General features: G+C 55.7%; 25 protein-coding genes and 1 other annotated feature. Of the genes, 7 read left to right on the plus strand and 18 right to left on the minus strand.

The window, feature by feature from the left end; genetic code table 11:
• The first annotated feature begins 35 nt into the window (after positions 1–35).
• Together ACFFIY_RS08170 and ACFFIY_RS08175 are read left to right on the plus strand one after the other, a co-directional pair.
• Entirely contained in the window at positions 36–551 is a 516-nt protein-coding gene (locus ACFFIY_RS08170) for a 2'-5' RNA ligase family protein (protein ID WP_354197053.1), read from the plus strand.
• Positions 552–554: 3 nt separating this feature from the next.
• Positions 555–1,028 (plus strand): GNAT family N-acetyltransferase, encoded by a 474-nt coding sequence (locus ACFFIY_RS08175; protein WP_354197051.1) that lies wholly within the window; start codon positions 555–557, stop codon positions 1,026–1,028.
• Positions 1,029–1,075: 47 nt separating this feature from the next.
• On the opposite strand, the gene ACFFIY_RS08180 is transcribed toward ACFFIY_RS08175, so the two are convergent.
• From ACFFIY_RS08180 to ACFFIY_RS08205, 6 genes are all read right to left on the minus strand, one after another.
• Positions 1,076–1,333, minus strand: a complete 258-nt coding sequence (locus tag ACFFIY_RS08180; protein WP_354197049.1) for a stage VI sporulation protein F — start codon at positions 1,331–1,333, stop codon at positions 1,076–1,078.
• A 12-nt stretch (positions 1,334–1,345) separates the two neighbouring features.
• Complete coding sequence (locus ACFFIY_RS08185; protein ID WP_354197047.1) at positions 1,346–1,528, minus strand: YjcZ family sporulation protein; 183 nt, start codon at positions 1,526–1,528, stop codon at positions 1,346–1,348.
• A gap of 163 nt (positions 1,529–1,691) precedes the next feature.
• Positions 1,692–2,054, minus strand: a complete 363-nt coding sequence (gene spoVAE, locus ACFFIY_RS08190; protein ID WP_354197045.1) for a stage V sporulation protein AE — start codon at positions 2,052–2,054, stop codon at positions 1,692–1,694.
• Complete coding sequence (locus tag ACFFIY_RS08195) at positions 2,051–3,073, minus strand: stage V sporulation protein AD (RefSeq protein ID WP_354197043.1); 1,023 nt, start codon at positions 3,071–3,073, stop codon at positions 2,051–2,053. Before ACFFIY_RS08195 ends, spoVAE begins: the two co-directional genes overlap by 4 nt.
• A complete protein-coding gene (gene spoVAC, locus ACFFIY_RS08200; protein ID WP_354197041.1) occupies positions 3,067–3,522 on the minus strand; it encodes a stage V sporulation protein AC in 456 nt (151 codons plus the stop codon). The genes ACFFIY_RS08195 and spoVAC overlap by 7 nt, the downstream gene beginning before the upstream one ends.
• Positions 3,522–3,923, minus strand: coding sequence for a hypothetical protein (locus ACFFIY_RS08205; RefSeq protein ID WP_354197039.1), 402 nt, complete (start codon positions 3,921–3,923; stop codon positions 3,522–3,524). The genes spoVAC and ACFFIY_RS08205 overlap by 1 nt, the downstream gene beginning before the upstream one ends.
• Before the next feature lie 180 nt (positions 3,924–4,103).
• Between ACFFIY_RS08205 and ACFFIY_RS08210 the strand changes: the two genes are divergently transcribed.
• Positions 4,104–4,571 carry a CotY/CotZ family spore coat protein gene (locus tag ACFFIY_RS08210; protein WP_354197037.1) on the plus strand — a complete coding sequence of 156 codons (468 nt, stop codon included), beginning with the start codon at positions 4,104–4,106 and terminating at the stop codon, positions 4,569–4,571.
• A 137-nt stretch (positions 4,572–4,708) separates the two neighbouring features.
• Here the strand turns inward: ACFFIY_RS08210 and ACFFIY_RS08215 are convergent, their stop codons facing one another.
• On the minus strand, positions 4,709–5,149 hold the full coding sequence (locus tag ACFFIY_RS08215; RefSeq protein WP_354197036.1) for a hypothetical protein: 441 nt from the start codon (positions 5,147–5,149) through the stop codon (positions 4,709–4,711).
• Between the two features lie 58 nt (positions 5,150–5,207).
• Entirely contained in the window at positions 5,208–6,581 is a 1,374-nt protein-coding gene (mgtE, locus tag ACFFIY_RS08220) for a magnesium transporter (RefSeq protein ID WP_354197035.1), read from the minus strand.
• A 117-nt stretch (positions 6,582–6,698) separates the two neighbouring features.
• On the opposite strand from mgtE, the gene prpE reads away from it, so the two are divergent.
• A complete protein-coding gene (gene prpE / locus ACFFIY_RS08225) occupies positions 6,699–7,442 on the plus strand; it encodes a bis(5'-nucleosyl)-tetraphosphatase PrpE (protein WP_354197033.1) in 744 nt (247 codons plus the stop codon).
• On the opposite strand, the gene ACFFIY_RS08230 is transcribed toward prpE, so the two are convergent.
• Genes ACFFIY_RS08230 through ACFFIY_RS08245 form a run of 4 tightly spaced genes read right to left on the minus strand, consistent with a single transcriptional unit; the run spans position 7,423 to position 10,227 of the window.
• A complete protein-coding gene (locus tag ACFFIY_RS08230; protein WP_354197031.1) occupies positions 7,423–8,340 on the minus strand; it encodes an RluA family pseudouridine synthase in 918 nt (305 codons plus the stop codon). The two genes, prpE and ACFFIY_RS08230, sit on opposite strands and share 20 nt — an antisense overlap.
• The gene (locus ACFFIY_RS08235; protein WP_354197029.1) at positions 8,333–9,145 is read right to left on the minus strand and encodes an NAD kinase; all 813 of its coding nucleotides are present in this window, start codon (positions 9,143–9,145) and stop codon (positions 8,333–8,335) included. The genes ACFFIY_RS08230 and ACFFIY_RS08235 overlap by 8 nt, the downstream gene beginning before the upstream one ends.
• A complete protein-coding gene (gene yjbM / locus ACFFIY_RS08240) occupies positions 9,114–9,815 on the minus strand; it encodes a GTP diphosphokinase (RefSeq protein WP_354197027.1) in 702 nt (233 codons plus the stop codon). Before yjbM ends, ACFFIY_RS08235 begins: the two co-directional genes overlap by 32 nt.
• A gap of 28 nt (positions 9,816–9,843) precedes the next feature.
• On the minus strand, positions 9,844–10,227 hold the full coding sequence (locus ACFFIY_RS08245; RefSeq protein ID WP_354197025.1) for a UPF0738 family protein: 384 nt from the start codon (positions 10,225–10,227) through the stop codon (positions 9,844–9,846).
• Between the two features lie 202 nt (positions 10,228–10,429).
• Here ACFFIY_RS08245 and ACFFIY_RS08250 point away from each other — a divergent pair, with 202 nt between their 5' ends.
• Together ACFFIY_RS08250 and ACFFIY_RS08255 are read left to right on the plus strand one after the other, a co-directional pair.
• Positions 10,430–10,831, plus strand: coding sequence for a globin domain-containing protein (locus ACFFIY_RS08250; protein WP_354197023.1), 402 nt, complete (start codon positions 10,430–10,432; stop codon positions 10,829–10,831).
• Positions 10,832–10,836: 5 nt separating this feature from the next.
• Positions 10,837–11,631, plus strand: coding sequence for a DsbA family protein (locus tag ACFFIY_RS08255; protein WP_354197092.1), 795 nt, complete (start codon positions 10,837–10,839; stop codon positions 11,629–11,631).
• 414 nt (positions 11,632–12,045) lie between these two features.
• Here the strand turns inward: ACFFIY_RS08255 and pepF are convergent, their stop codons facing one another.
• The 5 genes from pepF to ACFFIY_RS08280 form a co-directional block, all read right to left on the minus strand.
• Positions 12,046–13,869, minus strand: coding sequence for an oligoendopeptidase F (gene pepF / locus ACFFIY_RS08260; RefSeq protein WP_354197021.1), 1,824 nt, complete (start codon positions 13,867–13,869; stop codon positions 12,046–12,048).
• 50 nt (positions 13,870–13,919) lie between these two features.
• The gene (locus tag ACFFIY_RS08265; RefSeq protein WP_446680573.1) at positions 13,920–15,056 is read right to left on the minus strand and encodes a competence protein CoiA; all 1,137 of its coding nucleotides are present in this window, start codon (positions 15,054–15,056) and stop codon (positions 13,920–13,922) included.
• Positions 15,057–15,335: 279 nt separating this feature from the next.
• Positions 15,336–16,001, minus strand: a complete 666-nt coding sequence (gene mecA, locus ACFFIY_RS08270; protein ID WP_354197017.1) for an adaptor protein MecA — start codon at positions 15,999–16,001, stop codon at positions 15,336–15,338.
• A 243-nt stretch (positions 16,002–16,244) separates the two neighbouring features.
• The gene (gene spxA, locus ACFFIY_RS08275) at positions 16,245–16,643 is read right to left on the minus strand and encodes a transcriptional regulator SpxA (protein WP_040227801.1); all 399 of its coding nucleotides are present in this window, start codon (positions 16,641–16,643) and stop codon (positions 16,245–16,247) included.
• 461 nt (positions 16,644–17,104) lie between these two features.
• Positions 17,105–18,304: a putative glycoside hydrolase gene (locus ACFFIY_RS08280; RefSeq protein ID WP_354197015.1), complete on the minus strand. Its 1,200-nt coding sequence runs from the start codon at positions 18,302–18,304 to the stop codon at positions 17,105–17,107.
• A gap of 133 nt (positions 18,305–18,437) precedes the next feature.
• Positions 18,438–18,653, plus strand: a binding site (T-box leader).
• Between the two features lie 46 nt (positions 18,654–18,699).
• On the opposite strand from ACFFIY_RS08280, the gene trpS reads away from it, so the two are divergent.
• Complete coding sequence (gene trpS / locus ACFFIY_RS08285) at positions 18,700–19,686, plus strand: tryptophan--tRNA ligase (protein ID WP_354197013.1); 987 nt, start codon at positions 18,700–18,702, stop codon at positions 19,684–19,686.
• Here the strand turns inward: trpS and ACFFIY_RS08290 are convergent.
• Positions 19,637–19,861 (minus strand): hypothetical protein, encoded by a 225-nt coding sequence (locus ACFFIY_RS08290; protein WP_354197011.1) that lies wholly within the window; start codon positions 19,859–19,861, stop codon positions 19,637–19,639. The two genes, trpS and ACFFIY_RS08290, sit on opposite strands and share 50 nt — an antisense overlap.
• Positions 19,862–20,345 lie beyond the last annotated feature (484 nt).

The raw sequence follows: 20,345 nt of genomic DNA on the forward strand, positions 1-20,345 counted from the left end.
TCTTAAAAGTGAAAACACAACTGGGAGGTTATCGCATGAAATACGGCATTGTCGCTTTTCCATCAAAAGAACTGCAAGATCAGGCCAACGCCTACCGGAAGCGCTATGATCCACACTACGCGCTCATTCCGCCGCATATGACGATCATCGGGCCGTTCGAGATCGAGGGCCAGTCCATGAAAGAAGCTTCGGACCAACTGCTCGAAGTCGCATCGAAGCACAAGCCGTTTGAGCTGAATGTCACGAAGGTGAGCACTTTCGCGCCGGTCACGAATGCGATCTATTACAAAGTTGAGCCGAACGAAGACATTCTCGCTCTCCGCGAAGCGCTGTCGCTCGACTTCATCAAGAACGAAGAGCCCCATCAGTATGTCCCGCACATCACGATCGCCCAGAAGATGTCGTCCGGCGAACATGATGATGTCATCGGCCAGATCAAAATGGCCGGGATGGAACATACCGAAACGATCGACCGCGTCCACCTTCTCTACCAGCTCGAGAACGGAATGTGGACCGTCTATGAAACCTTTACTCTTTCGGGAGATCAGTAAGCATTGGTCAGCCTGAAGCTGGCATCGACCGACAAAGAGCGGCAAGATGCCTTCGCCGTCCGGCGCACCGTTTTCGTCGAGGAGCAGGGAGTTCCGCTCCACATCGAGCTGGATGAGGGCGACGAAACGGCTGTCCACTTCATTGCCTACGACGGCGAGCAGCCGATTGCAGCCGGACGCATCCGGGACATCGGAGAAGGCACCGGCAAGGTGGAACGCGTCTGCGTCCTGCCCGAATACCGCGGCAAGCGGCTCGGCCAGCGGATGATGGTCATGCTGGAAGACCATGCTCGCGGCGTCGGACTCAGCAAGATCCGGCTGAACGCCCAGTCGCATGCCCAGGAATTTTACAAGAAGATCGGCTATACGGTCACTTCACCGGAATTCCTGGACGCCGGCATCCCCCACCGGGCAATGGAGAAATCCCTTGAGCCTGCGGAACAGTCGGCCCATGCCGCGACAGATGAACAGCTATGACCAATGAAAAAATCCGCCGGGACCCGATGTCCCGCGCGGATTTTTTGTTAGCTGTTTTTATCGATCATGCGCTGGATATCTCCGACATTCAAGGAGTTCCCGCTTTTCAGGATCGACTCGGCAATCTGGTCCTCAAGCTGTTTGGAAACGTCTTTCTTCGCCAGCCTGCCGACCTTTCGGATGATTTTTCTCACTTGCCGCTCATCCTGGAAGTTGGCATGCTGGATTGCATTGGCAAGTGCGAACAGTTCATCCATCGCCACACCGGTCTTATTTTCGATTTTCCGGAAAAGCGACTCGTTCATCCTGTTTCCTCCTTAGCAATTGGTATAACTCTTACCGACAATGATGAGCAGGATGAACAGGATGACGATCAGGACGAACATGGAACCTCCATAGCGCCCGCCGTAGCCGCCACCACCGTGACCGCCGCAACCCCAGCCGCCGCCTCCGAAACCGCCGCCGCCAAAGCCGCCGCCGCCGCAACCGTAGCCAAACATAGCATTCCCTCCTTTCCTGTTCCGTACAGTGTATGCGGGCAGAAACAAACGGGTTTGGTCATTCGCCCGGTTGCGGAATTGAGCGGACCCCTATGTGAGAATTCAGTGACCTTTCATGCAAAAACCAGCGGCCCTCATAAATCGGCCGCTGGTTTTTATTGGTTTAAGGGCGTCCCTTCGACCGGAAAACGAGGGATGCGATAAAGCCGAACAGAATGGCGGCGCTGATGCCTGAGCTCGTCACTTCGAAGATGCCCGTGATGACTCCGATCAGACCGTGTCTTTCCGCTTCCTGAAGTGCGCCGTGCACGAGGGAGTTGCCGAATGAGGTGATCGGCACGGTGGCGCCCGCGCCCGCAAAGTCAATCAGCGGTTCATAGAGACCGAAACCGTCAAGCACAGCCCCCACCACCACGAGCAGGCTGAGCGTGTGTCCCGGCGTCAGATTGGCCACGTCAAACAGGAGCTGGCCGACCACGCAGATGAGACCGCCGACGACGAAGGCCACGATGAAAGACATAATCATGACTGTCCCCCTCCGCTCATTGAAAGTTCCACCGCGTGGGCGGTGCACGGAATGGATTCGCCCTGCTGGAATGAAAGCGGGGACAGCAGGGCGCCCGTTGCGATGAGCAGCACCCGCCTGTATTCCCCGGCCAACATCTTTTGGAACACATCCGAAAAATAAACCGCTGCCGAGCAGCCCGCTCCGCTCGCCCCCGCAAAGAATGAAGGGTCGTCGCCGTAAAATTCTTCACCGGCATCCCGCCATTTGGACCGCCTCACTTCAAGCCCTTCTTCCTTTGCCATCTGCCGGAACAGCGACGACCCGACGGACCCGAGATCGCCGGTGATGATGGCGTCGTAGTCGCCGGGGACACTGTTTGTGCCGAAAAGATGGCGGCTCAGCGTATCAAACGCCGCCGGTGCCATGGCGGCGCCCATGTTAAGCGGATCGGTCAGCCCGTAGTCGACCGACCGGCCGATTGTCGCACGGCGAATTTCCGGATAGCCCGGCTCGTTTTGCGTGACGGCCGCAAACCCCGCCGCCGTCACCGTCCACTGGGCAGTCGGCCCTTTCTGGAATCCGTACTCGATCGGATAGCGGAACTGGCGCTCGATTGAATTGTGGTGGCTGGCAGAGCCGGCCAGCGCAAGTCTCGACGCTCCTGATTCCGTCAAAAGAGCGGCCACCGCAAGCGATGAGACGGATGTGGCACAGGCGGAAAAGAGCCCGATGTACGGAAGATGCAGATTCGCCGCTGCAAAGTTCGACGGTGTCATTTCATTGACGAGATCTCCGCAGAGGAGAAAGTCCGCATCCGCCGGCATGGCGCCCGCTTTTTCAAGTGCCAGCCCGCAGGCGTCCTCGATCAGCCGGCTGTGCGCTTTTTCATTCGTGTCTTCCCCGCACAACTCCGAGTCATGGAGCTTGTCAAACAGCGGACCGAATATGCTTTTCTTTTTTTCGAGCGGTCCCGCCGCCACGGCTGCTGCGCGGATCGAGGGCCTGCTTGGAAAGTTGAGGATTCCCCTGGCTACCATCCGATCACCCCGAGCTTCACGAGAATCGTTTTGATGAGGGCAACGACAAATGCGGAAAAGACGCCGAACACAATGACCGATCCGGCCAGCTTGAACATGTTCCCGCCGACACCGAGCACATACCCCTCCGTCCGATGTTCAATGGCAGCGGAAATCATCGCATTCCCGAAACCCGTCACGGGTACGGCGGATCCGGCGCCTGCAAACTGTGCGATTTTCTTGTATTTTCCGAAGCCGGTCAGCAGCATGGCGATGAAGATGAGTGTCGCCACGGTCGGATTTCCTGCGGTCTTTTCGGTGAAGTCAAAGAAATACATATAAAAGTACATGATGGCCTGGCCGATCGCACAGATCAAACCGCCCACGAGGAAGGCCCGGATCAAATTTCCGGCCAGCGGCACTTTCGGTGTCATTTTCTGTTCCAGCTGCGTGTATGTTTTCTGATCCATCAGGTCTCTTCCTTTGAAAGGGATTTGATCGTCTCCACTTTGTCGTGGAGTTTCTTTTTGTCTTTCAACTCATCAAGCTTGTCGGTTTCCCAATAAATTTTCCGGTCGCCGGACAAGGTCACTGTCCGTTCGGGAAACTCTTTTTCCAGCTTCTTCTTCAGCTTCTCCTCGATCTTCGTTTTGTTGAACCGGCTGAACGGCTTGACGTCCACCCCGATGAGCAGATCTTCTTCCACAAACACGGCAATCGCAGAGGAGATGCGGTCTTCCCCGTGCAACACCTGTTCAGCGCGCCGCTCGTCTTCCTGCTCCGGCTCGCCCGCCACCCGGATGTCTGCCGCACCCTGGCCGCACCCCGAAAGGATCACGGCGATGCCGGCGGCTCCCAGCAACTTCTTCAAGACGCCACCTCCCGTTTTCCCCTCAGTATGACCGTCCGCCGCGGCCGGTATGCAATCAATTCCATTGTGTTGGCCAGTACAGACTGCAGCCGGTCCTTTAAGAGATTGGACGCTCGCCCGGCCGCAGATTCATGCCGTGCATAGAGTAGAGAGAGCTAAAAGGGGAGGAGGTGTAGAAAAATGGGCTGTTGCGGACGAAAAGATTTCGTCTCCGGATCTTCTTCCTTCGACCAGAACTGCCTGTGTGATGTCATCCGTGTCATCAAGGACATCCAGGATGCCGGTGCAGAGGAATGTGCAACTTGCGCAACGAGCTGTTTCCTCGAGCCGCTCGGTAGCCTTGTGAACCCGGCTCGCCGTACACCAATCGACACCCGGGTCATCGTGCTCCTCACCAAAGACGGTTGTCCGTTCAAGGTGAAAGACTTGACCTGCACATCCAGCACGTATGAGGAGTTCTGCTTCTTCCGTATCGAAGATATTATGGATGACGGCTGCTGTGTTACGCTTCGTGCGCTTCGCAAAGGCGCAGCGAGCACGACGACCATGTGCTGCTTCGAAGCAACCGACATTTGTGTCACCGTAGATATCAGCTGCTTCTGCGGCGTACAATGTGTCGCCGACTGCTTCCTCGACTTGTGCGACTGACCGCCCGTTCGTGCGGTGTCCTGCCGCCCGGCACTGCCGGGCGGTTCTTCATTGTCCCCATATTTAAAGACAATAAAAGCGGGGCAGCACCGGTTTTGCCGGCTGCTGCCCCGCTTTTATTTTAACTTATTCCCGGATCACCTCGGGAACGGCTTTCCCTTCCACCAGATGGCTTCCAGTTCTTTGATCGGAATTTCTCTGACGTCGCCTTCTTCCACCGCGTTGCGGATGTGGATCTTCCCGTCTTCCATCCGCTCAATGTCACCCGTGACGGCACCGCCGCCCTTCAGGCGGAACTGGATCGGCCGGTAAGCCTGACGCTGGAACGGCCGGGTGAGGAATCGGAGCTGCGCCAGGATTTTTTCGGTTTCTTCCGCCCTTCCCGGCAATGTATAAACGGACGTGCTTTCGTCCAGTTTCCCATCGACCGCATCCGCTTTAACCGGAAGACCCTCCGCCTGCGGCTCCTCCACTTCTTCCTCCGCTCCGTGCCAAACCTTCGAGTATACCGGCTCGGAGATAAAATGAATCGGCGGCGAATCAACAAACAGCATCGGTCCCGCTTCCCGGGTTTTCATTGCCCACATCCTTTTTCCCCATCGTATGCGCATCACCGCAAAACGGCCACCTGCACTTCTACAGCTGGGAAAGGAACAGCGTGGCGAGGCCGAGGTAAATCAAAATGCTGATAATGTCATTCAAAGTCGTGATGAATGGCCCCGAAGCGACGGCCGGGTCGATCTTGATCCGGTGCATGAGCAGAGGGATGAATGAACCCGCTACCGTCGCCACAAAAATCGACCCGAGGATCGCCGCCCCGACGAGCATGCCGAGGATCGCCTCATGCTTCCAGAGGAACACGAGCCCGAATACGAACACGCCGCACACACTGCCCGTGATCAGGCCGGTCCCCGCTTCCCGGATGAGGAGCTTCATCTTGCTTTCTTCTTCGATGTCTCCTGTTGCAATCCCCCGGACGGCGACTGCGAGCGACTGGGTGCCGCTGTTTCCCGCCATGCCCGCGATGAGTGGGATGAACACGGCCAGCAGCGCCACCTGATCAAGCGTCTTTTCAAAGTGACCCATCAGATTGGCGGTCACCATCCCGAGGAACGTCAGGAGAATGAGCCATGGCAGCCGTTTTTTCGCCGCGGACAGCGGACTGCGGTCAAGCGTATCCATATCCGAAACACCCGCAAGCTTGGAATAGTCGTCCGATGCTTCTTCTTCGATGACGTCCATGATGTCATCGACCGTGATGATGCCGAGCAGGTGCTGCTGGAAGTCGACGACCGGAATGGCGAGAAAATCATAGTCCTTCATCGTCCTGGCGACTTCCTCCTGGTCCGCGCTCACCAGCACGCTCACCACCCGTTCGTTCATGATGTCGCCGATGATCGAGTTTTCGTCCGCAATGATGATGTCCCGGAGGGAAACGACGCCGGCCAGATGGTTGTGGTCATCCGTCACGAATATGTAGTAGATCGTCTCCGCTTCGGGTGCCGCGTTGCGCAGGATGGCCATCGCCGAGCGCACCGTCGAGTTTTTGGGGATCGTGACGTATTCCGTCGTCATGATCGAACCGGCCGTATATTCTTCGTAATGAAGCAGGTCCTTGATCTCCCGGGCGTCTTCGTCCTCCATCAGCGTCAGATAAGTGAGCGCCTTGGACTTGTCCAGTTCGTTTAGGACGTCGACTGCGTTGTCGGCGTACATCTGGGCGAGCATCTGGGCTGCATATCTCGTGTCCATCTCTTCCAGATAACCGTCGAACTCCTCGTCGGGAATCTCCGAGACTTCAAAGATCTCGGCCAGCTCCGACGGGGACAGGAATTGATACATTTTCTCGCGGAGGTCCGGACCGGCCTTCTCATAGTACTTGGCCTGGTCATACGGGTGTCCGGCAAGGAATTCCTCCCTGAACAACTCCGGTTTTTCCTCTTCCAAAAAACGGGTTACAAGTTCTTCATCGATATGTTGTTCATCTTGTTCATTGAGCAGTTCCGGCATGCCGGTCCCCTCCTTCCGCTTGGTCCCGCGCATCCGGGATGCAGCGGGGATGATGTTGAACCCGGCCTTCAAAGGGTACACTGATAAGTACGATCTGCCGGGAATGGAGTGATGAAAATGAAAGTTGATATTTTTGGAGACGTCCACGGGTGTTTTGACGAGTTCATGGAACTGTTCGGCAAACTCGGTTACCGGATGGAAAACGGCCGGCCCGCTCATCCCGACGGCCGGAAGCCGGCGTTTGTCGGTGATGTCACAGACCGGGGTCCGAAATCTGTCGAAATGATGAAATTCCTGTTCACCCTTCAAGACGCAGGAGAACTCATCTATTCCCCGGGAAATCACTGCAATAAATTATACCGTTATATGCTGGGCAATAACGTCCAGCTCAAGCACGGGCTGGAGACGACGGTCGCAGAACTGGATGGGCTGCCGGGAAAAGAGCGGGAGCATATCCGCCGCCGGTTTATCCGGCTATACGAGTCGCTCCCGCTTTACCGGCAGCTCGACGGCGGGAAACTCATCATCGCGCATGCCGGGATTTCCCGGGATCTCATCGGCCGCACGAGCGGCAGCCGGCTTAAAAGTTTTGTTCTGTACGGGGACACGACGGGCGAGACGCTTCCGGACGGACGGCCTGTCAGACGAGACTGGGCGAAACAGTATCACGGCGAAGCTTTCATCGTCTACGGCCATACGCCGGTGAGGGATTGCCGGTTTGTGAACAATACCGTCAACATCGACACCGGCTGCGTGTTCGGCGGCAAATTGACCGCTTTGCGCTATCCGGAAAAAACGGCCGTCAGCGTCCCTTCCCGGCAGCCGTTCCAGCCGGAAAAATTCAGCGAGTTCCCGGACTGAGTCCCATCCGCCGCATATCCTCCGGCAATGGACTGAGAAAACTTACGGGCTCACCCGTCAGCGGATGGCCAAGCGACAACTCCGTGCAGTGCAGCGCCTGCCTTCCGATCCGGTCAACGCTTCCGCCGTACAGGCTGTCGCCTTCAAGAGGATGACCGATTGATGCGAGATGCACACGGATCTGATGGGTTCTGCCCGTGTGAAGAATGACCGACAGCTCATTCAGCAGCCGTCCCTCCGCTTCTGCCGACCGGACAACGCTCACCTCCGTCAGCGCCCGCTGGCCGTCGGGCCGGACCGTCCGCTCGATGATGCTGCCGTCCTTGCGTCCGATCGGAGAATCAATCATGAAATGGCCGCTACGGAAGCGACCGGGTGCTATCGCAGCATAACGTTTGAACAGGCCGCCCGCTTTCATCTGCTCCGACAGCAGATGATGGATGTGGCGGTTTTTCGCCATGCAGACGAGACCCGATGTGTTTCGGTCAAGGCGCGTGACCACATGGGCGGTTGCGGGAATCCCTTCTCTTTGAAACTTCCCCGCGACAAAATTGGCCAGCGTTCCGCCGGGAGCATCCCTTGACGGAATGGTCGCCAGTCCGGCCGGCTTGTCGATGATGAGCAGCGCATCGTCTTCATGGACGACCGAAAGCGGCCCGTCCTCCGCCGAAAGCCCTTCAGCCGGCTCCTCGGGCGGAAAGATGACCGTCACTTCATCGCCGGGCGAAAGCCGATGGCGGACCGTACGTTCCGAGCCATTCACATACAAGTGCCCGCCGCGGTATTTCACCGCGGTCAGCGTCCTTCTGGAGATGCCGCACTCCGACAAAAAGCGCCCCAGCTCCCCGCCCTCCTCGCCGGCGGTGAAAGTGAGACGGAAGCGGCGGTCATCAAGCATCGGTGCCGATGTCCGAGTCGATGAACGAGTCGTGGACGCGCTTCCAGAACGGGAAGGCACGGAAGCGGGCAAAGCGGACTTTCTCATCCGCCACCCGGTAGCTGATCGTCTTGACGTCCTTGTGCAGAAGATGAAGATGATCGACCGTGACCATGAAATCGGGTCCCTTCACCGGCTTCAGCACACATGAATGATGGGAAGGCAGCACGAGCGGCGATCCGACGGTCCGGAACACACGGTTGTTGATCGACGCCATCTCGGTCAGCTGCATCGCCTGCAGCGACGGATGGATGATCGCGCCGCCGAGCGCCTTGTTATAGGCCGTGCTGCCGGACGGCGTCGAAACGCACAGCCCGTCTCCCCGGAACCGCTCAAACGGCATGCCGTTCAGCTCCACGTCCATGACGAGCGTAACGTCCGGAGACTTGACCGTCGATTCATTCATCGCCAGATAAACGGCGTCATTCATCCCGCTCCTGTAGCGGATCGTCACTTCAAGCAGCGGATACTCGATCACGTCATATTCCTGCTTGGCGATCGAGATGACCAGCTTCTCCAGCTCCAGCGGCTTCCAGTCCGCGTAAAATCCGAGATGGCCGGTGTGCACACCGACGAACGCCGTGTCCGCCAGCCGGTCCCGGTAGCGGTGGAATGCGTGGAGGAGCGTTCCGTCGCCGCCGATCGTCAGCACGATGTCCGGCTCCGCTTCGTCGAAAATCATGCCGAAGTCCGCAAGATATCCTTTCGCCTGTTCTGCCAGTGCATTGGACAGGTCATCGCCTCTCGACTGGATTGAAAACTTCATCTCCCCCGCCTCCTTCATCGGTCTTGCGGGCCTCTTCGCGCGCTTCTCCCCGGTATTCGCTGAAGAACCGCTGGGCCTCCTGGATTTCGTCACGGATCTGCGACATTTCTTCATCGAGCGAGAAAGCCGCCTCTGCCGCGCTTTGAAGCCGCTTTTTGATCTCCTGCGGGAAATCCCCCTTGTATTTGTAGTTGAGGGAGTGCTCGATCGAAGCCCAGAAGTTCATGGCGAGCGTCCGGATCTGAATTTCGGCGAAGATGGCCTTCTCGCCGTGGATCGTCTGCACCGGGTACTCGATGATCATATGGTAGGACCGGTAGCCGCTCGGCTTGTTCTGGGATATGTAGTCCCGTTCCTCGACCACCCGCATGTCTTTCCTGTTCCGGATGCTTTCCACGACGGTTCCGATGTCATCGACAAACTGGCACATGATCCGGAGCCCGGCAATGTCCGGCAGCTCCTTCGCCAGTTCTTCCCCCGGTTCAAACGGGACTCCTTTTTCAAGCGACTTGTCATAGATGCTGGCAAGCGGCTTGACGCGGCCCGTCACAAATTCGATCGGCGCATGCTCGATCTCCGTTGCAAACTGGGCACGCATCCCTTTCAGCTTGATCTTCAGTTCATCGACTGCCTGTTTATAAGGTTCCAGGAATCGTTCCCATTGTCCCATTGTTTACTCCCCCGTTCGTCCGGACCCTTCAGGCCCCGAGGATTTCGTGAAAGGCGGATTCCACCGCCGCGGAGAATTCATCTCCATAGTTGTCATTGCCTTCGATATTGAAGATGAGCATATCGAGTTCATCCGAAAAACGGTCGAGTGACACAGTCCGGCTGCCGTCCGTAAGCATCGGATTCCGCCCTTCTCGGAGCGCTTCGGCCATCACCGGCCACACTTCCTCCGGAAAATGGATCTGCAGGAACTGCTCCCCGTCGTCCAGCAGATAGACGAATGTCCCCGAATCCGTGTCGGTGATCATCCGGCCGGACGGCTTCACCTCCGGCAGCACCGTTCCTTCTTTGAGGAGGAATTCCATCTGTTCCCCTCTTTTTTCCGCCCCGCGGATCATCAGATTGCTCTTCACATGCCCTCTTCCCTTCTTACATCATGCATAGTCGTTTTCAGTCTATCACAGAGCGTGCCATTGCGCAGTTCCCAATATGGACGGGACGGCTTCCGGACGCCGGAAAATCGATTTATTTGTGAATCGGAAGGGTGGTTGATAGAATGATTTTAAAATCATCGCCAACAAAGACGCCAATGGAATTTGAAAAGGAGCATGCATCATGACCCGGAAACCCATCATTCCTTATGAAGAGATCGGAGCGGAACGCCTGTCCGATCTTGTTGACCGCTTCTATGGAAAAGTCGCCCGGCATCCGATGCTTACGCCCATTTTTCCGGACGACCTGACCGAAACCGCAAGGAAGCAGAAGCAGTTTCTGACCCAATTCCTCGGCGGACCGAACCTATACACGCAGGAACACGGACACCCGATGCTCCGGGCACGCCATCTTCCTTTCCCGATCACCTATGACCGGGCCCAGGCCTGGCTTGAATGCATGGCAGAGGCGATGGACGAAGCCGGACTCGAAGGGAAAATCCGGGACGACTTTTATAACCGCCTGATCTTGACCGCCAACCATATGGTCAACATCAAAGATCCGGCCGGGGAGGGATCGAGTTGAACCTCATGCCGAATCCATCCGAAAGCACGGAACTCGAACAGCCGTCCAAGCCGCTTGAGCTGTATGTATTCATCGACCCGGGGGATGCCGTCTGCTGGGATCTGATCCCCGTCCTCCGTCGTCTCCAGGTCGAATATGACCGGTACTTCACCTACCGGGTCATCATGAAAATGTCGAGGGCGTCACAACGCGCCCTCCCCCACGCCGTGGATGCATCCATCCTGAATGCCGCTCATCCGGCTTTGCCCGCAGTGGCGATCAAAGCCGCAGAGTTCCAGGGCAAGCGGGCGGGATTCAAGTACTTGTCCAAGCTGTTCGACTACCGTTTTCTGAAAGGAAGGGACGTCAGCGCACAGGAAACTTTGATCGAGATTGCAGACCGGATCGGAATTGACGTGGACGAATTCATCCAGGATTTCCGTTCAGTGAATGCCGCCAAGTCCTTCCAGTGCGACTTATACATTTCAAGGGAAATGGAAGTCGACAACGCCCCGAGCTTCGTCTTTTTCAACAACAAATTTGAAGACGAGGGCCTGATGGTCGAGGGCGTCCATGATTATGAAATCTATGTGAAAGTACTGGAGGAACTGCTCGGCGAGCAAATGGAAAAATCCGTCCCCCCTTCTCTTGAGGAATTATTCAAGCGGTTTGATTCGCTGACGACCAACGAAATTGCCGCCATTTATAAAGTGAACATCCGCACGGCGGAGCGCGAACTGAAGAAGCGCCTCCTCCAGCGGCGCGTCGAATGTGTCCCCTTCTCCGGGACGAAGCTCTGGCGCCGCAAACTGGACCTCTGACTGCCATCATAAAACAGCCCTGCACGGCCGATGACGCCGTGCAGGGCTTTATTCATGTCGATCGGCCGCGGGGAAGCGGACCGTCCACAGCCTCCATTAAACAAAAAGAACACCCGCTCCGGGGGAGGAGCGGGTGCGTTTCGTATTACACGAAGGGGATGGGGGAAATGTTCACGTTCAAACAAAAGGGGTGTTTGTTTGGTGAAATATTTCACAGTCTTAATTTAACACGGAATAATAGTATGCGCAAGTTTTCACATGAACTTTCACACGGTTGTCACATTGTGAACGTTTTCAGTCCTTGAATCGTTATATTTGAAAAGTAATTCAGAATTCACTTATCAAAAATATGCAAGAGAAAAGGCTGTGCGCTGCCGGTGGGTCCCGGCCCGCTTTTCAGCCTGTTTATCGGTCTTATTCCGACTGTCCGAGCAATTTCTCGAGTTCGTCGAGCTTTTCGCCGAATGCACGGCACGCGGCCTCAATCGGCTCGCGCGTCGTCATGTCGACGCCTGCCTTCTTCAACACTTCGATCGGGTAATCGGACGAGCCGGCCTTCAGGAATTCCCCGATGTAGCGGTCGACCGCCGGCTGTCCCTCTTCGAGGATTTTATTGCTGAGCGCCACGGCCGCACTGTATCCGGTTGCATACTGATAGACGTAGTAGTTGTAGTAGAAGTGCGGGATCCGTGCCCACTCCAGGCCGATTTCCTCGTCCACCACAAGGTCCTCGCCAAAGTACTTCTTGTTGAGCTCATAATAGGTTTCCGTCAACTTTTCGGCGGTGAGTGCAGTTCCTTCCTGGTCGAGCTTGTGGATTTCGTGCTCAAACTCCGCAAACATCGTTTGGCGGAACACCGTGCCGCGGAAACCTTCCAGCCAGTAGTTCAGCAAGTACATCTTTTGCTGCTCATCGGAGAGTGTCTTGAGCAGGTGGTCGTTCAGCAGTGCCTCGTTGCAGGTCGATGCGACTTCCGCGACGAAGATCGTATAGTCGCCGTAAACGAACGGCTGGGATTTCCGCGTGTAGTAGCTGTGCACGCTGTGGCCGAACTCATGCGCAAGCGTGAACAGGTTGTTCACATTGTCGTGCCAGTTCATGAGGATATACGGGTTCGTCCCATACGTGCCGGACGAGTAGGCGCCGGAACGCTTTCCTTTGTTTTCCCGCACGTCCACCCAGCGGTTCTCCAGGCCTTCCTTCAGGATCTCCGCATATTCCTCGCCAAGCGGGGCAAGTCCCTCGAGCATCATGCCTTTCGCCTTGTCGTACGGAATTTTCATGTCGACATCTTTGACGAGCGGTGCGTACATGTCCCACATATGCAATTCATCAACGCCGAGCACTTTTTTCCGGAGCGAGACATATTTGTGGAGCAGCGGAAGATGTTCATTGATCGTGCCGACGAGGTTGTCATAAACGCTTTCCGGTATATGGTTGTTGGACAAAGCCGCTTCTCGTGCGGAGCCATAGTTCCTGACGCGGGCATTCACGTTGTTGGCTTTGATGTTGCCGGACAGCGTGGAGGCGAATGTGTTGCGGAACTTGCCGTACGTGTCATACATCGCCCGGAAGGCGGATTCGCGGACTGAACGATCCCCGCTTTCAAGGAACGTCGTGTAGCGGCCGTGTGTCAGTTGCGTCTTTTTCCCCTCTTCGTCTTTGATCATCGGGAATTCGAGATCGGCATTGTTCAGCATGCCGAACGTCTCTGACGGGGATCCCGCCACTTCGGAGAACTGGGCGAGGAGGGCTTCCTGCTCCGCCGGCAAAACGTGCGGACGCTGCGCGTTCACTTCCTCCAGCGCCTGTCGGTAAAGGCCGAGTCCTTCATCTTCATCAATGAACCGTTTCAGCTCCGCTTCTTCAATGGACAGCAATTCGGGGGTGAAGTAGGAAAATACCGTCGCGACCTTCACGTACAACGTCTTCACCCGGCCGTCCATCGCCTGGTAATGGCTGTTCGCCGTATCCTGGTCGTAGCGCATGTGGGCATACGTGTAAAGGCGCTGCAGGCGCTCAAATAGCTCATCACGGAAACGGAGCGCGGCCAGCAGCTTGTCCGGCCCTTCCCCTAGCGTTCCCCGGAATTGATCCGCTTTCTCGGCAAGCTGTTCCACTGCCTTGTATTCCTCATCCCATTTCTGGTCGGTTTCAAAGATGTCTTCCAGCCGCCACGTTTCTTCGGCCGGCACCTGGTCTCTTGTCAGAACATCCGTCGTTGGTTCGGTTGTCATCAAACATGCTCCTTCCTTCGCTTGCCAAAATAAATCACATGACCATTTTCTCAATTTTCACTTTGGTTGGCAAGGAAATCATTCCAGAGAAGCCGGACCGATTCATCCGAAAGTACCTCGCGCCGCATCAAGTCGTCCATTGTGGTGATTCCGGAGCGTTCCAAGAACCGCGCATAAGCCTCGACCGCCTGGCGCCCCTCTCCCCGGTCGGCCGGATGCTTGCGCAGGAATTTCCCGATCATGCCGGGATTTTTCCAGCGGCCCAAGGCACCATGCGAGGCGAGGAGGAAGACGAACTGGGCTTGCCATTCTGCCGCATGTACGGCATATCGTTCCGCATGGAGTGTCGGCACGCCGATATACGGGGACAGCCGGCCGATCATCACTCCATTCTCATAGCAGGCACGAAGCAGCGGATCATTGATGCCTTTCCGGTTGAGGAGGATCCGCCTGTCCAGGAACGCCTTCCGCCTTTTTGCGTATTCCTTCAGATACCGGCGAAACGTATCCGGATCCGGGCGGGCAGGTACCGCAAATGGGAAGTGCTGGTCTGTGTAAGGCAAAGCGACCGTTTTTCCGATATACGACTGGCCGCTGACATGCATCGGATGGTTAAAATAATAAAAATGAGCTGTCAGCGGATCGAACGTCATCACGTACTTCCCCGCTGTTCCGTCATGCCGGTAAAAGATTTGAATAAAGTCCGGGATTGAGCGCATGCGGACGGACGGCCCCGGACCGCCCCAGCTTCCCGGCGTGGCGGGAATCCAGTGGGCACCGATGTCCAGGCTCAGAAAGCCCTCGGTCCGTTTGCTGACGAGAGACCTTGGAATCGGACTGCACTGGAACTCGATGGCATGCGGACGGCCATCCTTTTCCACGAGCAGGTCCGGGCGTTGGTTGATCGACTTGATCCGGGTCTCCATCCCCGTCGGCAGCCCCAGATTGCTGAACATTTCATAAAGCAGCTGCTTGCCCGCCAGATGCGTTTCCGATTCCCCTTCGGCAAACTCCGTCCGGCATTCCGATCCGGCCCTATGGGCAAAATGAGGGATCCGGACATCCCCCAGCCTGAGCCACATCCTTCCCTCGCACTGCGGGCAGTGAAATTGATGTTCCTCCCTGAGCCGGCTCAGCGTGCTCTTCGTCATCTGTCTTGTCAGGATCAGCTGAATTCCGTTATCCATCATGGCAGACAGCAATATCCAGTCCCCCTTCACCCGTTTCGCCCATTGTAGCCGGGGGGCCGAATTCAGGCAAACCGGGCTGGGGAGCGTCCGGATGCCAAATTTGGATCTTGAGCGGGAAAAGCGTGGCAATTTCTGAATTCGGCATCGGAAACCGCTTTAAAACAAAACTTTCAATTTCACGGTTCCCCTGCGCACGGACTTAAAAACGGACCGCCACCCCGGTTGTCCGCACGAAAAAACGGGAAGCGCAGGGCTCCCCGTCCAAAGGCTGTTTCATCAGCCGAAGTGTTGTGAAATTGTGCCGAACACATCATCTGCAATGATCACTTTCCCATACTCTTCAAGACGGTGGATCGTGACATTGGAGCGCCGGACATATTCCTGCAGGATGCTGTGGATGTCTTCCAGGTCCTCTTCGTCTCCCGGAAGTTCATCGAAGCCGATGTGCAGGTAATACCGGTCCTCAAACAGATAAAGCGATGTCCGCAGCGGTTCCCCTTTCAACACCTGGGAAAGGGGAATGAGATCATCGAAGTCACCGACGCTGAACGTGACATCCGACCATTCATCTTCTTCCTGGCGGAATTCCGGCATGTACTGGTCCAGGTCATGAAGGTCCGCGTAGGACGATTCATCCTGGCCGTACATCCGTCTCCGGTCATCCTGGCCGAACGGCGGCTCCAGCTGCTTGCCGTCACGCGTGACCTGGGCTTTGGTAACCGTCACTTCAAGCCCTTTGTCCATCGCGTGGACCTGGATCCAGAGCGGGCCTTCAATGGCGAAATCCGACTCATCGTCGACTTCCTCCATCATTTCCCAGAACAATTCTTCGCTCCGGTCCCGGTTGTACCAGATTTCGTCGCGTGTGAATCCGCGTTCTTCAATATCGATATACGAAATGAAAAACTTGACCGTATTTTCATTGATCCGTTCTATTTCCATGTTGCACCTCTCCCTTCCGACGGTAATCTCCGCAAATCCGTGCTGATCAAGAAACGTTCCGCCGTTGGCAAGTGTCCTGCTTTAGTATATGCCGGCCCGGCAAAGAGTGGAAAGGCGTGTCCCGCTGGACCGATTTAGAGGTAGTAGTATAAGCATTGTATGGGACGGCCCAACGGAAAGCAAGGAAAAAAACAAAAAGACTGACAGGTTCCACGGAACTCTCCTGTCAGTCAGTCGCTATGCTCAGTTGACCATCCGCTGTGCTTCAAGAAGCTGGTAGGCCCTCACTTTGCGCGGGAGGAAACGGCGAATCTCATCTTCATTGTAGCCGACCTGAAGTCGCTTGTCATCGAGGATGATCGGACGCCGCAGAAGGCCGGGATGTTCCTGGATAAGCTCATAGAGCGTTTGGAGCGGCAGGCTTTCCAGGTCCACGTTCAGCTTCTGGAAAATCTTTGAACGGGTTGAGATAATTTCGTCCGTCCCGTCTTCGGTCATGCGGAGAATCTGTTTGATCTCGTCAATCGTGAGCGGTTCGGAGAAGATGTTCCGTTCTGTATATGGAATTTCATGTTCTTCAAGCCATGCTTTCGCTTTGCGGCAAGAAGTGCAGCTTGGCGATGTAAAGAGGGTGACACTCATCCACTACACGTCCTTTCAAATGGGTAGGAAGTCGGAGCGCTTATTAGGTCTTTCTGATTAAAATCATTCTAATGTTGTTCAGCATGATTTTATTATACACCATTTCTGACCAAGACGATACACGTTTGGGGAAAAACTTTTGCAATCACCCGCAGCCTTCACAAATTCGCGATATTTTGCGGATTGCCGATTCTTGTCCGGCTGCACTGCTGTTATACTGCTTGTCCAAAATGGATAGACACAGCATGACGGCAATCGTTCATTCTCATTTAAGCTATGCCGATTGAAAATCACGGCCGTTCCATCTTCCTTTAGTTATTAGTACGTTTATGCAGGCAATAAGTTCCGTTCTATTTTTTATATTTCCCTTTTCTCCAGCAGGTAAACGAAAAAAAGCATGCTTCGGAAAAATATTTCCGAGCATGCCTTTTTCAGGAGCAGTTATTCCGGACCCTTTAGATTCAAGGCGTGTAGTCCACGCCTGCCGTATACCGGTTGCCGGCATTCCACAGCAGGAATTCATCGATGCCCGAATCATTGAGCGCCTTGATCTGTGCTTCCACTTCAGCTTTGCCGTACTTGAGATAGTTGCCGGAACCGAGCCACGACGCCGTGAAGTCCTGCAGCCATGGCCGCGATACCGGAGGATCTTTCAGTTCAGCCAACTTTTCATTTTCCACTTTTGCATACTCGGCCACGAGTTTATACGGCTCGAGGTCAGGCTTTGCGATGCCGAAGTATGAAGTCCAGTGGCTCGGATAGATCATGGACGAGATCACATCCACATTCTCGGAAATCTTGGAGAAGTTCTGGCCGATGCCCGGTGCTTCCGGGAGCGTCGCCGAATATCCGAAGATGTCCACCGACACGTCCACCCCGTACGGCTCCAGCTGTTCTTTCGCGTAAGCCACGAAGTCGGTTACGGCCTGAACGCGGCGCTGGACGGGATCTAGCTCCGAGTTTTCATATTCCCCGAATGTGTAGCCGAGTGTGTCTGCCCGTTTTTCAAATCCTTCCGGGAAGCGGACATAGTCGAACTGGACTTCCTTGAAGCCCATCTTTGCCGCCTCGATGGCGATCTGAACGTTGTGGTCCCATACTTCCTTTAGGAACGGGCTGACGAATGCCTCGCCACGGCCGTTTTTCCATACCTTCCCGCCGTCCGTGTACGAAAGCTCGGGCCGCTTCTCGGCAAGTACTGTATCCTTGAAGACGACAATACGGGCGATCGGATAGATTTTCTTTTCTTCGAGCCGCTCCAGCATGGCCCTCGGATCTTTTATGTACGGCTGCCCGATTCCCATTTCGGCAAGCGGGGAATCCGGTGCGGGCTCATAGGTCATGTAGCCGAAGTCATCTTTGATGTCGACGACCATCGCATTCAAGTCCGTTTTGTCCACCAGGTCCACCAGCTGCTCGAACTTGGCGCCGCCCGCCGAGTGTCCGGTCAGGTAAATTCCCCTCACTGCATCCGGATACTCGAATGTCAGTCCGGAATCATATGTGAACAATTTCGACGAAGAGATCAAGCCGCGGTCAAAATCCTCGAACCCGTAGCTGATCCCTTCAAAATCCGCCGGACGCTCCATTTCTGCCGATGCGGCGGCCGGCATTGCCAGGCCGGCGGCAAGAACGGCGGCAGCCATCCACTTCATCTTCATATCGGGCACCCCCCTGTTTGTCGGTGCCTTCATTCTACCAGTTCCCGGTTTATGAAGAAAGGATTTCAGGAAACATTCAGTCGACAGTTGCGGCATTTGGAACTCCGCTATATAATAGAAGGAAATCAGTTGACCAAATGCGAAGATGGAGAAGAGTAAGCGGAGGGCAGCCGCCCAGAGAGCCTGTGGCCGGTGAGAACAGGCCGGCCCCTCCGCCGAATGGGCTCCAAAGCAGGGCCGGTGAAATTTCGAGTAGCCGGCCCCGTCCGCCCGCGTTACGGGTTCAAGCGGCCTTTTTTCAGGCAATGCGGGTGGTACCGCGGTTGATGACACATCATCCGTCCCAATTTCGATGGGATGGCTGGTGATTTTTTTATTTTCAGGAGGTTTTTCAGATGAAGAGAATTTTCTCGGGTGTGCAGCCGACAGGTACGGTGACCCTCGGCAACTACATCGGGGCATTCCGACAGTTTACGGAACTCCAGAACGAATATGACTGCGTGTTCTGCATCGTTGACGAGCACGCGATCACGATGCCGCAGGACCCTGACAAGCTGAAGGAAGCCATCCGGGCGCTTGCGGCCACTTACATCGCGGTCGGCATCGATCCCGACAAGGCGACGCTGTTCATCCAGTCGGAAGTTCCGGCACATGCGCAGGCGGGCTGGATCATGCAGTGCATTTCCTACATCGGCGAGCTCGAGCGGATGACCCAGTTCAAGGACAAGTCCGACGGCCGCGAAGCGGTTTCATCGGGGCTCCTCACCTACCCTCCGCTCATGGCCGCCGACATCCTCCTCTACGACACGGATATCGTGCCGGTCGGCGATGATCAGAAGCAGCACGTCGAGCTGACGAGAGACCTGGCGGAGCGCTTCAACAAACGATACGGTCAGACGCTGACGGTTCCCGACATCCGGCTGCCGCAGCACGGCGCGCGCATCAAGTCCCTTCAGGAACCGACGAAGAAGATGAGCAAATCCGACGAAAACAAAAAAGCGGTCATCACGCTGCTGGACGAACCGAAGCAGATCGAAAAGAAGATCAAGAGCGCAGTCACCGACTCGGAAGGAATCGTTTCCTACGACGAGCAGAACAAGCCGGGCGTTTCCAACCTCCTCAACATTGAAGCTTCTCTTTCCGGGATTCCGGTGGAAGAGCTTGTCCGGAAATATGAAGGCAGCGGCTACGGCGACTTCAAAGCCGGTGTGGCCAAAGCGGTGATCGACCACCTCGCCCCGATCCAGGAACGCTACCGCGAATTGCTTCATTCCGAAAAGCTGGACCGCATCCTGGATGAAGGCGCGGAAAAAGCGGGCGCCATCGCATCGGCTACTCTTTCCCGGATGGAAGCCGCAATGGGGCTCGGCCGGAGACGGTAAGGAGCAGCACCGCCAGCGCCACCACCATGATCTTGAAATCCAGCGTCGACACGATATATCGGAACACGCTCTCCCACGAATGGCCCAGCGCCCGGTAATTCAGGAACAGGACCAGATGAGACATCGTGATCACGCAAAGTCCGTAGGAAAACAAAAAAAGGAAAATTCGGTTCATCACCGGGTCCCTTCCGTCGGTTGGTTTGTACAACATATAAAAAAAGCGGGACCCTTATTCACAAAGGGTCCCGCTTTTCTTTGATCCAGCTTCGTTCGAGTTTCGCATTTTGGGCGAGAGATTCACACTTAGAGCGAGCGGTTCGCACTTAGAGTGAGAGATTCGCACTTAGACCGGGCGGTTCGCACTTAGAGCGGGCATTTCGCACTTAGAGCGAGAGATTCGCACTTAGAGTGAGCGTTTCGCACTTAGAGCGAGAAATTCGCACTTAGAGCGGGTGTTTCGCACTTAGAGCGAGAGATTCGCACTTAGAGCGGGCATTTCGCACTTAGAGCGAGAGATTCGCACTTAGAGCGAGAGATTCGCACTTAGAGCGGGTGTTTCGCACTTAGAGCTGTCCGCTCTGCTTTTCTTTGTCCAGCTACGCGGGCCAGACCTTCGGTCATAAGCCAGCCGACTCTGCGAGGCAGGCCTCGCGCCGTCG

Origin of the sequence: Bhargavaea ullalensis (assembly GCF_042432615.1) — a bacterium.
GTDB lineage: Bacteria > Bacillota > Bacilli > Bacillales_A > Planococcaceae > Bhargavaea > Bhargavaea ullalensis.

Coding starts and splice junctions, on each gene's coding strand:
- prpE (WP_354197033.1), top strand. CDS start 6,699: ATGAAAGTTGATATTTTTGGAGACGTCCACGGGTGTTTTGACGAGTTC.
- yjbM (WP_354197027.1), bottom strand. CDS start 9,815: ATGGGACAATGGGAACGATTCCTGGAACCTTATAAACAGGCAGTCGAT.
- spoVAE (WP_354197045.1), bottom strand. CDS start 2,054: ATGATTATGTCTTTCATCGTGGCCTTCGTCGTCGGCGGTCTCATCTGC.
- ACFFIY_RS08180 (WP_354197049.1), bottom strand. CDS start 1,333: ATGAACGAGTCGCTTTTCCGGAAAATCGAAAATAAGACCGGTGTGGCG.
- ACFFIY_RS08235 (WP_354197029.1), bottom strand. CDS start 9,145: ATGAAGTTTTCAATCCAGTCGAGAGGCGATGACCTGTCCAATGCACTG.
- mgtE (WP_354197035.1), bottom strand. CDS start 6,581: ATGCCGGAACTGCTCAATGAACAAGATGAACAACATATCGATGAAGAA.
- ACFFIY_RS08255 (WP_354197092.1), top strand. CDS start 10,837: ATGCCGAATCCATCCGAAAGCACGGAACTCGAACAGCCGTCCAAGCCG.
- ACFFIY_RS08290 (WP_354197011.1), bottom strand. CDS start 19,861: ATGAACCGAATTTTCCTTTTTTTGTTTTCCTACGGACTTTGCGTGATC.
- spoVAC (WP_354197041.1), bottom strand. CDS start 3,522: ATGGATCAGAAAACATACACGCAGCTGGAACAGAAAATGACACCGAAA.
- ACFFIY_RS08170 (WP_354197053.1), top strand. CDS start 36: ATGAAATACGGCATTGTCGCTTTTCCATCAAAAGAACTGCAAGATCAG.
- mecA (WP_354197017.1), bottom strand. CDS start 16,001: ATGGAAATAGAACGGATCAATGAAAATACGGTCAAGTTTTTCATTTCG.
- ACFFIY_RS08185 (WP_354197047.1), bottom strand. CDS start 1,528: ATGTTTGGCTACGGTTGCGGCGGCGGCGGCTTTGGCGGCGGCGGTTTC.
- trpS (WP_354197013.1), top strand. CDS start 18,700: ATGAAGAGAATTTTCTCGGGTGTGCAGCCGACAGGTACGGTGACCCTC.
- ACFFIY_RS08195 (WP_354197043.1), bottom strand. CDS start 3,073: ATGGTAGCCAGGGGAATCCTCAACTTTCCAAGCAGGCCCTCGATCCGC.
- ACFFIY_RS08250 (WP_354197023.1), top strand. CDS start 10,430: ATGACCCGGAAACCCATCATTCCTTATGAAGAGATCGGAGCGGAACGC.
- ACFFIY_RS08280 (WP_354197015.1), bottom strand. CDS start 18,304: ATGAAGATGAAGTGGATGGCTGCCGCCGTTCTTGCCGCCGGCCTGGCA.
- ACFFIY_RS08210 (WP_354197037.1), top strand. CDS start 4,104: ATGGGCTGTTGCGGACGAAAAGATTTCGTCTCCGGATCTTCTTCCTTC.
- ACFFIY_RS08265 (WP_446680573.1), bottom strand. CDS start 15,056: ATGGATAACGGAATTCAGCTGATCCTGACAAGACAGATGACGAAGAGC.
- spxA (WP_040227801.1), bottom strand. CDS start 16,643: ATGAGTGTCACCCTCTTTACATCGCCAAGCTGCACTTCTTGCCGCAAA.
- ACFFIY_RS08230 (WP_354197031.1), bottom strand. CDS start 8,340: ATGCTTGATGACCGCCGCTTCCGTCTCACTTTCACCGCCGGCGAGGAG.
- pepF (WP_354197021.1), bottom strand. CDS start 13,869: ATGACAACCGAACCAACGACGGATGTTCTGACAAGAGACCAGGTGCCG.
- ACFFIY_RS08215 (WP_354197036.1), bottom strand. CDS start 5,149: ATGAAAACCCGGGAAGCGGGACCGATGCTGTTTGTTGATTCGCCGCCG.